We start from the raw sequence: 11,674 nt of genomic DNA, 5'->3' as shown, positions 1-11,674 counted from the left end.
GCCCCCGCTCCCGCGGCTCCCGCCCCGGCCCCGTGCTGGGCGTCTTCTCCACCGGGCCGGAGATCCGCAACCCGCTCCAGAACCTGGCGACCGAGACCATCGCCACCACCGTCCTGGTCCTGGCGGTCCTGCGCCTCGGGGTCAACGACGATCTGCAGGTCACCGGCATGGGCGGACTGCTGGTGGCACTCGTGGTCGTCGGCATCGGTCTGTCCCTGGGCGGTCCGACCGGGTACGCCATCAACCCCGCCCGCGACCTGGGACCGCGCATCGTGCACTCCCTGCTGCCCCTGCCGAACAAGGGCGGCTCCGACTGGGGCTACGCCTGGGTACCGGTGGTGGGGCCGCTGCTCGGCGCGACCATCGCCGCGGGGATCTCCGAATTCGCCTTCTGACCCGGGCGCGGGGGCGGGCCGCCCGTCCCGCGCCGGGTCACCCGACCCCGCCCGCCGCACCGCCGGCACCGCTCACATCCACTCCGCACGCAGACACCACCCAGGGAGCCGCACCGTGAACACCACACCGGGGAACGAGTCGAGGGAGTCCGACGGGGACCGCGAGTACATCGCCGCGATCGACCAGGGCACCACCTCCAGCCGCTGCATCGTCTTCGACCGCGACGGACGGATCGTCTCGGTCGCCCAGAAGGAACACCGACAGATCTTCCCCAAGCCGGGGTGGGTCGAGCACGACGCCGCCGAGATCCGGGACAACGTCCGCGAGGTGATGGCCGAGGCCATGGAGAAGGCCGGTGTCAACCGTGACCGGGTCAAGGCCATCGGCATCACCAACCAGCGCGAGACCACCCTGCTGTGGGACCGCGCCACCGGCGAACCGGTGCACAACGCCATCGTCTGGCAGGACACCCGCACCGACCGGCTCTGCCGCGAACTGGGCCGCAACGTGGGCCAGGACCGCTTCCGCCGGGAGACGGGCCTGCCGCTGGCCTCCTACTTCGCCGGTCCGAAGATCCGCTGGCTGCTGGACAACGTGGAGGGGCTGCGCGAGCGCGCCGAACGCGGGGAGATCCTCTTCGGCACCATGGACTCGTGGGTCATCTGGAACCTCACCGGCGGCCCGGACGGCGGACGGCACGTCACCGACGTCACCAACGCCTCCCGCACCATGCTGATGAACCTGCGCACCCTGGAGTGGGACGAGCGGATCCTGCACTCCATGGGCGTGCCCGCCGCCGTGCTGCCCGAGATCCGCTCCTCCGCAGAGGTCTACGGCACCGCGCGCGGCGGCCCCCTGGACGGCGTCCCGGTCGCCTCGGCCCTGGGTGACCAGCAGGCCGCCCTGTTCGGCCAGACCTGCTACTCGGTCGGCGAGGGCAAATCCACCTACGGCACCGGCACCTTCCTGCTGATGAACACCGGCGAGGAACCGGTCAACTCCTACCACGGCCTGCTGACCACCGTCGGCTACCGGATCGGTGACGCCAAGCCGGTCTACGCGCTGGAGGGGGCCATCGCCGTCACCGGCGCGCTGGTGCAGTGGATGCGCGACCAGATGGGGCTGATCAACAGCGCCGCGGAGATCGAGACGCTCGCCCTGTCGGTGGAGGACAACGGCGGCGCCTACTTCGTTCCCGCCTTCTCCGGGCTCTTCGCCCCCTACTGGCGGGCCGACGCGCGCGGCATCATCGCGGGGCTGACCCGGTACGTCACCAAGGCGCACCTGGCCCGGGCGGTGCTGGAGGCCACCGCCTGGCAGACCCGGGAGATCGTCGACGCCATGCGCAAGGACTCCGGCACGGAGCTGACCACGCTGAAGGTCGACGGCGGCATGACCTCCAACAACCTGCTGATGCAGAACATCGCCGACTTCCTGGACGCGCCCGTCGTCCGGCCGATGGTCTCCGAGACCACCTGCCTGGGCGCGGCCTACGCCGCCGGCCTGGCCACCGGGTTCTGGTCCGACACCGACGAGTTGCGCGCCAACTGGCGCCGGGCCGCCGAGTGGTCGCCCGCCATGGCCGAGGAGGACCGCGAACGCGAGTACCACAACTGGCTCAAGGCCGTTCGGCGGACCATGGGATGGCTCGACGACGAGTCGACGCCCCGACGCGAGGGCGCCGGAAGCACCGCCGGCGACGCCCCCGTGACGGACACCGCGAAATCCGCGGAGTTCGAGGACACCGAGGAGAAGCAGTCCCGATGAAAGACCCGCAAGGCCCCCGGGCCCCGCAGGACCGGCACTCCCCGTCCGCCCCCGGCGCCGGCGCCCCCTCCCGTGGGAGGGCGCCGGCGGGGGGCGGCGGTGACGGCAACGACACCGCCACCGGTACCGGCGGCGGTGTCGGCGTCCGCCCCGACACCCGGGCCGAGACCCGGGAGCGGCTCTCGCGCACCGACTGGGACCTGCTGGTCGTCGGCGGGGGCATCCTGGGCACCTCGGTGGCGTGGCACGCGGCCCAGGCGGGGCTGCGGGTGGCGATGGTGGAGGCCGGCGACTTCGCCGGCGCCACCTCCTCCGCCTCCTCCAAGCTGGTGCACGGCGGGCTGCGCTACCTGCAGACCGGTTCGGTCCGGCTGGTGGCGGAGAACCACCGCGAGCGGCGGGCCCTGGCCCGGGACGTGGCCCCGCACCTGGTCAATCCCCTCACCTTCCACCTGCCGATCCTGCGCGGCGGCCCGCACGGCGCGGCGAAACTCGGCGCCGGAGTCTTCGCCTACTCGGCGCTGTCGGCCTTCGGCGACGGGGTGGGACGGGTGATCACCCCCGCCCGCGCCGCCGCCGCCAACCCCGGGCTGCGCACCGAGGACCTCAAGGCGGTCGCCGTCTACCACGACCACCAGATGAACGACGCCCGGGTGGCCCTGATGACCGTCCGGGCGGCGGCGGAGGCCGGTGCCGTGGTGATCAACCACGCCGAGGTCGTCGGCCTGCGCACCACCGGTGGCCGGGTCACCGGCGCGGAACTGCGCGACCGGCTGGACGGGACGGAGTTCGGCGTGGACGCCCGTCTGGTCCTCAACGCCACCGGCCCCTGGGTGGACACCCTGCGGCGCATGGAGGATCCGGGCGTCCCACCGTCGGTGCGGCTGTCCAAGGGCGCGCACGTGGTGCTGCGCCGCCGCGCCCCCTGGCGGGCGGCGCTGGCCACGCCGGTGGACAAGTACCGCATCACCTTCGCCCTGCCCTGGGAGGACCACCTGCTGCTGGGCACCACGGACGACGTCTGGGAGGGGGATCCGGGCGAGGTGGCGGCCACCGAGTCCGACATCACCCGCATCCTCGACGAGGCGTCGCTGTCGGTCCGTCCCGAACACCTGTCCCGGGATCTGATCACGTACGCCTTCGCGGGGCTGCGGGTGCTGCCCGGGGGCCCGGGGGGCGTGGAGTCCGCCAAAAGGGAGACGGTGGTCACCGAGGGGCGCGGTGGGATGCTGTCGGTGGCCGGCGGCAAGTGGACCACCTACCGCCACATCGGCCGCACCGTGCTGCGCGCCCTCTCCCGACTGCCCGACAGCCCGGTCGCCGGACAGGGGCAGCCGGTCTCCGACCTGGTGCGCCGGGTACCGCTGCCCGGCCTCGCCAATCCGTCGGCGGTGGCCCACCGCCTGCTCGCCGGTACCGACGGGCTGTCCCTGGCGCCGGACACCGCGCGCCACCTCGCCCGGCACTACGGATCGCTGGCGTTCGGCATCGCCGACCTGGTGCGCCACGACCCCTCGCTGGGGGCCCGGCTGCACCCGGACGCCCCGGAGATCGAGGCCCAGGTGGTGTACGCGCGCGACCGGGAATGGGCACACACGGTCGACGATGTCCTGCGCCGCCGCACCACCCTGACCGTGCGGGGGCTGGACACCCCGGAGGTGCGGGCCCGGGTGGAGAAGCTGTTGGGGTGAGCGCCCCACCGCCGCACGGCCCCGGTCCCGTGGCCGGTCCCGTCGGCGGCGGGACCGGCCACGGGACCGGCGTCGTCCCGGTGATCATCGGGATGACGCACACCGACCCCCGGAGGAGGCGTACCGCCGGCGGTCCCGGGGCACGGTCACGCCGTAGGCTTGGCGCGCACAACAGTCAGTGGTCGTCCGGTGGCAGCGGTCCCGACGACCGGAAGGGAGGCGCTGGGTGATCGAGCTCGAGGGGGTTCCCGAGCTGGTCGACCCGGTCATGGTGGCCGCGTTCGAGGGCTGGAACGATGCCGGTGACGCCGCCTCCGCCGCGGTCGCCCACCTGGACCGTGTCTGGAAGGGCGAGGTGTTCGCGGCACTGGACGCGGAGGACTACTACGACTTCCAGGTCAACCGCCCGCACATGTGGTTGGACGGCGGGGTGCGCCGGGTCACCTGGCCCACCACCCGCCTGTCGGTCGTCCGGGTGGGAGCCGAGGGCGGTCGCGGCAGACCCCGCGACCTGGTCCTGGTGCGCGGCATCGAGCCGAGCATGCGGTGGCGGACCTTCTGCAACGAGATCCTGGGCTTCGCGCACGAGCTGGGCGTGGAGATGGTCGTGGTGCTCGGCGCCCTCCTGGGCGACACCCCGCACTCGCGGCCGGTGCCGGTGACCAGCGTCGCCTCCGAGGAGAAGCTGGCCCGCTCACTGGGGCTGGAGGAGTCCCGCTACGAGGGGCCGACCGGCATCGTCGGCATCCTCCAGGAGGCGTGCGCGCACGCCGGACTGCCGGCGGTGAGCCTGTGGGCGGCGGTGCCGCACTACGTCTCCCAGCCGCCCAATCCCAAGGCCGCCCTGGCCCTGCTGAACGCGCTGGAGGACCTGCTGGAGATCTCCGTTCCGCTGGAGGACCTGGCGGAGGACGCCCGGGCCTGGCAGACCGGGGTGGACCAGTTGGCCGCCGAGGACAGCGAGGTCGCCGAGTACGTGCAGGCCCTGGAGGAGGCCCGGGACACCGCCGAGTTGCCGGAAGCGTCCGGGGAGGCCATCGCCCGCGAGTTCGAGCGCTATCTGCGGCGTCGCGACCCCCGCGCGCCGGGCCGCGGCGAGGGCCCGGCCGGCCGCGCGAACGGGCCCGGCATCGTGGGCGGCGGGCCGCCGCCCCGACGGACCGGCCCCGAGGACCCGGAGGGGCCCCGGGGACCCGAGGGTGCCGAGGGGAGCCGTCGGAACCGGGGGGACCGGGGGGACCGGGAGAGCCCGGAGAACCCCGGGGACGGCGACGACCCGCCCGCCGCGGACGACTGAGTCCCCGGCCCCCGGGTGGTTCTGTCGTGCGTCCCGCGGCGGTTCCGGGGACGGATCCCGGACCGGGGCGCCGGGGCGGGGGTCGGGAACCGCGCGGTCCCCGACCCCCGCCTCACAGGGCGACGCCCAGCAGCGCGTCGGCGGCCCGGGAGGCGATGCCCGGCGCGCCGGTGTCCCCGCCCCCCTCGCGCTCCTGCCGCTCGGCCCACCGGTCGAAGGCGGCCAGGGCCCGCGGCGCGTCCAGATCGTCCGCCAGCGCGGCGCGCATCTCCTCCAGCATCTCCCCGGCCGGCGGGCCGTCGGGGCGGGAGACGGCGGCCCGCCAGCGGGCCAGTCGCTCCTTCGCCCGCCGGGCGTCCTGCGTGGTCCACTCCCAGTCCTCGCGGTAGTGGTGGGCCAGCAGGGCCAGTCGGATGGCCGCCGGGTCCACCCCCTCGCGGCGCAGCGCGGAGACCAGGACCAGGTTGCCCCGGGACTTCGACATCTTCCCGCCCTCGTAGGCCACCATCCCGGCGTGCGCGTAGGCACGGGCGAAGGGGCGGCCGCCGGTGAGACACCGGGCGTGGGCGACGCCCATCTCGTGGTGGGGGAAGATCAGGTCGGAACCGCCGCCCTGGACGTCGAAGCCGGTGCCCAGGTGTTCCAGGGCTATCGCCACGCACTCGATGTGCCAGCCGGGGCGGCCGCGTCCCAGGGAGGCACCGTCCCAGGAGGGCTCGCCCTCCCGGGACGCCAGCCACAGCACGGGGTCCAACGGGTTCTTCTTGCCGGGACGGTCGGGGTCGCCACCGCGCTCGGCGGAGAGCCGCAGCATCTCCGTCCGGTCCAGGCCGGAGATGCCGCCGAACAGCGGGTCGGCGTCCACCGAGAAGTAGACGTCCCCGTCCAGGTCGTAGGCGGCGCCCTCGGCGCGCAGTCGCTCCACCATGGGCACCAGCAGCGGCACGGCCTCGACCGCCCCGATGTAATGGTCGGGCGGCAGCATCCGCAGGGCGGTCATGTCGTCGCGGAACAGCTCGGTCTCCCGACGGGCGAGATCCCGCCAGTCCTCACCGGTCGCGGCGGCCCGCTCCAGGAGGGGATCGTCCACGTCCGTGACGTTCTGCACGTAGACGACCTGCCGACCGGTGTCCAGCCAGACCCTCTGGACGAGGTCGAACGCGGTGTAGGTGGCCGCGTGCCCCAGGTGGGTGGCGTCGTACGGGGTGATGCCGCAGACGTAGAGGCGGGCGGGATCACCGGTGGCGTCGGGGGCGAGGTCGATCCGCCCGCCCGTCGCGGTGTCGTGGATCCGGAGGTCGCGGCCCCGACCGGGCAGGACGGGGACCTCGGGAGCAGGCCAGGCATGCATGCCCCGAGCGTAACCGGGAGGGTGTCGCCTACACGAAGGTCCCCGGCGATCACCGGTCATCCGTCCGAAAGGGGTGGGGTCCCCGGGGCACGGGGGGTGAGATCGCCCACCGATGCCCCGGTGGTCGCGGGCGGCCGTCAGATCGGCGGCCAGGGAATGGCCGGCCACTCCCCGCCCGGCTCCGGGTGCCGCCCGGAGTCCAGCAGGGCCCGGGTGCGGTCGCGCAGCGCCTCGATCTCGGCCGGGGTGAGGAGTTCCGCCATCCGGGCGTCGAGGGCCGTGCCCGGCTCCAGGGCGGCCCGCAGCGCCCGCAGGGCGGTGAGGGCCGCCGACGGCAGCGGCTCGCCCGCCCAGCCCCACAGGAGCGTGCGCAGCTTGTCCTCGGTGTGGAAGGTCACGCCGTGGTCGATGGCGTACAGCCGACCGTCGGGCTGCGGGAGCAGGTGGCCGCCCTTGCGGTCGCCGTTGTTGATCACGGCGTCCAGCACCGCGAGCCGGCGCAACCGCTCGTCGTCGGCGTGCACCAGGAGCGCGGTGCGGCCGGCGCCGACCTCGGCCCGTCCGACGGCCCGCCAGCCGGGGCCGGGCTCGTCGGCGTCGACCAGGGCGAGCAGCGGGGCGGGCTCCTCCCCCGCCGGCGCGTCCGCGTCCCGTTCGTCCTCCCCCGTCGGGGCGCCGGCGGGGTCGGGTCCGCTCCCGTCCGTCCCGGCGAACGCCTCGACGTCCGGGTCCTCCTCGTCCGGCGGGGGCCCCACCCACAGTTGGCACATGCCCGGTCCGTGGGGGCCCTCCCGCAGCACGGTCGGCGGTATCAGCTCCCATCCCATGGCCCGGCAGACCTCCCGGGCGGCCACCTCCCGGGCGGCGAGGGTGCCGTCAGGGAAGTCCCACAGCGGGCGCTCCCCCGCCACCGGCTTCCACACGCACGGCAGCACGCGCCCGTCCAGTTCCACCGAGCCGAACAGCACGGCGTTGGAGGCACCGGTGAGACGGCCGCGCGGCCTCAGCACCCCGTGTTCCAGGACCCGCTCGACCGTCGGTTCCGCGGGGGTGCCGGCAGGGCTCACAGTCCCCGCCGGTATCCGTTCTGGCGCGGACATACGTGTCCCTCCGGGTCGAGCGGCAGGCTGCACAGCGGGCAGGGCGGACGACCTGCGTTCACCACCTCCAGGGCCCGCTTGGCGAAGGCCCGGGCCATGGTGCCGCTGATGCGGACCCGCAGCATCGGCGGGCCGTTCTCCTCGTCGCGCAGCAGCTCCTCCTCGGCCTCGGCGAACTCCTCCTCGGAGTCCGCCTCCAGCTCGACGAGGGCCTGGGCCTCGACCACCATCCGCTCGCTGTCGGCGTCCCAGGCCAGGGCCATGGTGCCGACCCGGAACTCCTCCTCGACGGGGGTCTCCAGGGGATCGGTGTCGGTCAGTTCGGCCGGGGCCACCGCCGGGACGGTGGTCCGACCGCCGGAACGGCGCACCACCTCGTCCAGCAGTTCGTCGATGCGCTCGGCCAGTGCCTCGACCTGGCTCTTCTCCAGGGCGACGCTCGTGGTGCGGCCGCCGGCCGTGGCCTGCAGGAAGAAGGTGCGCCGGCCCGGCATGCCCACCGTGCCCGCGACGAAGCGGTCCGGCGGATCGTAGAGGAACACCTGACGGGTCACCTGCTGCTCCGTGGGGTCGTGGTCCTGATGGTCGCGGGGTGCGGGCCGGCCGGGGAGGCCGTGCCCGCCGGGGCGTGCACCGGAACCCTACTGCGCCCGGCGATCTTGTCGCCGCTCACGCGGCACCACCACCCACCGCGGCGTCTCCCCCCGGGGCGGTGCCGGGGGCCGGGCCGGTCGCCAGGGCCGAGAGGTCACCGGTGTCCCCCAGTCTCAGCAGGAAGGGGCGCTCGCGGGTCCAGCGGATGACGGTCACGGAGGCCGGCCCGACGGCGATGCGCTGGAAGAGGTCCAGGTGCAGGCCGAGGGCGTCGGCGACCATCGACTTGATGACATCGCCGTGGGAGCACATCAGCCACAGGGCATCGGGGCCGTGCTCGGCCTCCACCCGCCCGGCCCAGTCCCGCACCGCGGCGGCGGCCCGGGTCGCCATCTCCGGCATGGACTCCCCGCCGGGGAAGCGGGCCGCGGAGGGGTGCCGCTGCACGACCTCCATCAGCGGCTCACCGGCCAACTCCGCGAGGGAGCGGCCGGTCCACTCGCCGTAGTCGCACTCCACGATCCGCTCGTCCTCGACCACCGGCAGGTCGGGACGGGCGGCGATCAGGGGCTCCAGGGTCTCCCGGCAGCGCTGCAGTGGGCTGTGGACCGCGACCGCGAGGGGAAGCGCCTCCAGGCGGGCGGGCAGGGCCGCGGCCTGCGCGACGCCGGTGTCGTCCAGACCGACGCCCGCGCCGCGTCCGGCCAGCAGCCCCCCGGCGTTGGCGGCGGTCCGGCCATGGCGTACGAGCAACACGGTGGGCATGCCGGCCAGCCTAGACGAGGTCCGGGAAGGGCGCGGGGAACGGGCCCGGGAGCGGGCGGGGCCGCCGCCGCGTCGCCCCGGCCCGGGTCGGGGGTGTCCCGGGCCCGGGCCGGGGCGGGGGCACCCGGTCAGGCCAGACCGGCCCGTTCCAGGGCGGTGACGGCGGCGCGCACGGAGGCGAGGCGCTCCTCCAGGCCGAAGCCGGCCGGGGAGATGGACAGGGTGGTGACGCCGGCGTCGGCGTAGGCCCGCATCCGGTCCGCGATCCGCTCCACCGGACCGATGAGCGTGGTGGAGTCGATCAGCTCCCGGGGCACGGCGGCGGCGGCTCCGTCCCGGTCACCGGAGAGGTAGCGCTCCTGGATCTCCTCGGCCTCCCGCTCGTAGCCCATGCGCCGGGCCAGCCGGTTGTAGAAGTTCTGCTTGCGGCTTCCCATCCCACCGACGTACAGGGCGGTGTAGGGACGGAATTGGTCGGCCAGGGCGTCGAGGTCGTCGCCCACCGCCAGCGGCACGGTCGGCACCACGTCGAAGTCGGTGAGGTCGGCGCCGATCCGTTCCCGACCCGCCCGCAGGTGCCGCAGGGTGGTCTCCTCGGCGTGCTCGGGCGCGAAGAAGATCAGCAGGGCGCCGTCGGCGATCTCCCCGGTCTGTTCCAGGTTCTTCGGTCCGATGGCCGCGATGTAGAGGGGGATGCGCTCGCGCACGGGGTGCACGGTCAGCTTCAGGGGCTTGCCGGGGCCGCCGGGCAGCGGCAGCGTCCAGTGCTCGCCCTCGAAGGAGAGCCGTTCGCGGGACATCGCGCGGCGGACGATCTCGACGTACTCGCGGGTGCGGGCCAGCGGCTTGTCGAAGCGCACGCCGTACCAGCCCTCGGAGACCTGCGGGCCGGAGACGCCCAGCCCCAGGCGGAAACGCCCGCCGGAGAGGGTGTCGAGGGTGGCGGCGGTCATCGCGGTCATGGCCGGCGCCCGGGCCGGGATCTGCAGGATGGCCGAGCCGACGTCGATGCGTTCGGTCTCGGCGGCCACCCGGGAGAGCACCGTGGGGGCGTCGGAGCCGTACGCCTCGGCGGCCCAGCAGACCGCGTAGCCGAGACGATCGGCCTCCCGGGCCACCGCGAGGTTGTCGGCGTCCATCCCGGCTCCCCAGTAGCCGAGGTTGATTCCCAGTTGCACAGCGGCCCCTTTTCCCTGGTTTCCCTGGTTGTCCGTGCTTGATGGTGCTTGTCAGTGCTTGTCGGTGCTTGTCGGTGCTTGTCGGTGCTCGACGGTGCTTGTTCGTTCCCGCCCGGGCTTGCCCGTGCCGGTTCGCGGTCGCCCGTGGTCACCACCCGTCACCGGTGGCTTCCCGGGGACAGGGGCGTGTCGGCCGCCGGACCCGGGGCGGCGAACCCGGCCGGAGTGGAACCGGGCCGGACGGGAACCGGGCCGGACGGGAACCGGACACCTACCGGTCGGTAACCACCCGGTCCCCGGACTCTAGCGCGCCCCGCCAGTACGCTCAACGGCCATGGACCTCCGGCATCTGGGCCGCACCGGCCTGCGCGTATCCCGACTCGGACTCGGCACGCTCACCTGGGGTCGCGATGTCGGGGAACAGGAGGCCGCCGGCCTGCTGAAGACGTTCTGGGGCGCGGGCGGCACCCTGGTGGACACCGCCGACGTGTACGCGGACGGCGGGGCCGAGTACATGCTCGGCCGTCTCCTGGACGGCTCGGTGCCCCGTCGTGACCTGATCATCGCCGGAAAGGCGGGATGCGTCGCGGACCCCGAGCGGCGTTTCGACGGCTCCCGGGGTCACCTGCTGGCCGCGCTGGACGCCTCCCTGGAACGCCTCGGCGTCGATCACCTGGACCTGTGGCAGGTGCACGCCTGGGACCCGGACACCCCCCTGGAGGAGACCCTCCAGACCCTGGACACCGCCATCCGCAGCGGCCGGGTCCGGTACGCGGGGGTGGTCGGCTACTGCGGCTGGCAGTTGGCCACGGCCGGCACCCACCAGCTCTCCGCCCCCGGCGACCGGTACCCCCTGGCGGCCACCCAGATGGAGTACTCACTGCTGCAGCGCGGAATCGAACGGGAGGTGCTGCCCGCCGCCCGCGAACTCGGCATCGGATTGCTCCCGTCCTCACCGCTGGGACGCGGCGTGCTCAGCGGCAAGTACCGCAAGGGGGCGCGGCCGGAGGGCTCGCGGGGCGCCCGCGACCGGTTCTCCGCCTTCGTCGCCCCCTATCTGGACGAGGCGGCGCAGCGGGTGGTCGAGGCGGTCGCGACCGCCGCCGACGGGCTGGCCACCACACCCGCCCGGGTCGCCCTGGCCTGGGTGCGGGACCGACCCGGCGTGGTGGCCCCCGTGCTGGGCGCTCGAACGGCGCGCCAACTGGAGGAATCACTGTCGGTGGAGGGACTTACCCTTCCCGATGAGATCCGCCGGGCGCTGGACGACGTCTCGGCGCCGGTTCACCACTACCCCGACCACGACTGGAGCTCGCTGTGACCGCCCCCGATCACCGACCACCCCCCGACACCGGGAACGGGGGGACCGGCGGGCCCCCCGCCGACGGCAGCGACGCGCCGGACGACGCGCCCGGGGGGTCCCGCGGCGGGGCGCCCGGCGGACCGCGCGGTCGGGCCGCGGAGTTGATGGCGGCGGTGCGCGCGGTGGAGAGCGGCGAACGCCCGGCGGACAGCTTCTTCACCCGGCCCGCCCC

At 74.4% G+C, this 11,674-nt stretch carries 11 protein-coding genes; 6 read left to right on the top strand and 5 right to left on the bottom strand.

The genetic code is table 11. The annotated features are described in order from the left end of the window. The 4 genes from FOE67_RS06050 to FOE67_RS06035 all read left to right on the top strand — a co-directional run. On the top strand, window positions 1-395 hold a 395-nt coding region (locus tag FOE67_RS06050; protein WP_182661217.1), incomplete at its 5' end, for an MIP/aquaporin family protein. A gap of 115 nt (window positions 396-510) precedes the next feature. Beyond that, the gene (glpK, locus tag FOE67_RS06045; protein WP_182661215.1) at window positions 511-2,163 is read left to right on the top strand and encodes a glycerol kinase GlpK; all 1,653 of its coding nucleotides are present in this window, start codon (window positions 511-513) and stop codon (window positions 2,161-2,163) included. Further along, the gene (locus tag FOE67_RS06040; RefSeq protein WP_182661213.1) at window positions 2,160-3,854 is read left to right on the top strand and encodes a glycerol-3-phosphate dehydrogenase/oxidase; all 1,695 of its coding nucleotides are present in this window, start codon (window positions 2,160-2,162) and stop codon (window positions 3,852-3,854) included. Before glpK ends, FOE67_RS06040 begins: the two co-directional genes overlap by 4 nt. Window positions 3,855-4,080: 226 nt before the next feature. Next, entirely contained in the window at window positions 4,081-5,151 is a 1,071-nt protein-coding gene (locus FOE67_RS06035) for a PAC2 family protein (RefSeq protein ID WP_182661211.1), read from the top strand. A gap of 112 nt (window positions 5,152-5,263) precedes the next feature. On the opposite strand, the gene mshC is transcribed toward FOE67_RS06035, so the two are convergent. The 5 genes from mshC to FOE67_RS06010 form a co-directional block, all read right to left on the bottom strand. After that, window positions 5,264-6,502, bottom strand: a complete 1,239-nt coding sequence (mshC, locus tag FOE67_RS06030; protein ID WP_182661209.1) for a cysteine--1-D-myo-inosityl 2-amino-2-deoxy-alpha-D-glucopyranoside ligase — start codon at window positions 6,500-6,502, stop codon at window positions 5,264-5,266. A gap of 137 nt (window positions 6,503-6,639) precedes the next feature. Beyond that, complete coding sequence (locus FOE67_RS06025) at window positions 6,640-7,602, bottom strand: SCO1664 family protein (protein ID WP_182661207.1); 963 nt, start codon at window positions 7,600-7,602, stop codon at window positions 6,640-6,642. Beyond that, window positions 7,566-8,156, bottom strand: coding sequence for a DUF3090 domain-containing protein (locus FOE67_RS06020; protein ID WP_182661205.1), 591 nt, complete (start codon window positions 8,154-8,156; stop codon window positions 7,566-7,568). The genes FOE67_RS06025 and FOE67_RS06020 overlap by 37 nt, the downstream gene beginning before the upstream one ends. Before the next feature lie 115 nt (window positions 8,157-8,271). After that, the gene (locus tag FOE67_RS06015) at window positions 8,272-8,961 is read right to left on the bottom strand and encodes an MSMEG_4193 family putative phosphomutase (protein WP_182661203.1); all 690 of its coding nucleotides are present in this window, start codon (window positions 8,959-8,961) and stop codon (window positions 8,272-8,274) included. 128 nt (window positions 8,962-9,089) lie between these two features. Further along, window positions 9,090-10,139 (bottom strand): LLM class F420-dependent oxidoreductase, encoded by a 1,050-nt coding sequence (locus FOE67_RS06010; protein WP_182661201.1) that lies wholly within the window; start codon window positions 10,137-10,139, stop codon window positions 9,090-9,092. Between the two features lie 334 nt (window positions 10,140-10,473). Here FOE67_RS06010 and FOE67_RS06005 point away from each other — a divergent pair, with 334 nt between their 5' ends. Both FOE67_RS06005 and FOE67_RS28945 read left to right on the top strand, forming a co-directional pair. Next, the gene (locus FOE67_RS06005; RefSeq protein WP_182661199.1) at window positions 10,474-11,460 is read left to right on the top strand and encodes an aldo/keto reductase; all 987 of its coding nucleotides are present in this window, start codon (window positions 10,474-10,476) and stop codon (window positions 11,458-11,460) included. Then, window positions 11,457-11,674: hypothetical protein (locus tag FOE67_RS28945; protein ID WP_228473597.1), on the top strand; the 218-nt coding region annotated here is incomplete at its 3' end. The genes FOE67_RS06005 and FOE67_RS28945, both read left to right, overlap by 4 nt.

It is taken from the genome of Streptomyces calidiresistens, from assembly GCF_014141525.1.
Taxonomy (GTDB): domain Bacteria; phylum Actinomycetota; class Actinomycetes; order Streptomycetales; family Streptomycetaceae; genus Streptomyces; species Streptomyces calidiresistens.
The sequence above is the reverse complement of the archived record's forward strand: the minus strand, read 5'-3'. Positions and strand labels throughout refer to the sequence as shown.

Coding starts and splice junctions, on each gene's coding strand:
- FOE67_RS06040 (WP_182661213.1), top strand. CDS start 2,160: ATGAAAGACCCGCAAGGCCCCCGGGCCCCGCAGGACCGGCACTCCCCG.
- mshC (WP_182661209.1), bottom strand. CDS start 6,502: ATGCATGCCTGGCCTGCTCCCGAGGTCCCCGTCCTGCCCGGTCGGGGC.
- FOE67_RS06025 (WP_182661207.1), bottom strand. CDS start 7,602: ATGTCCGCGCCAGAACGGATACCGGCGGGGACTGTGAGCCCTGCCGGC.
- FOE67_RS06015 (WP_182661203.1), bottom strand. CDS start 8,961: ATGCCCACCGTGTTGCTCGTACGCCATGGCCGGACCGCCGCCAACGCC.
- FOE67_RS06005 (WP_182661199.1), top strand. CDS start 10,474: ATGGACCTCCGGCATCTGGGCCGCACCGGCCTGCGCGTATCCCGACTC.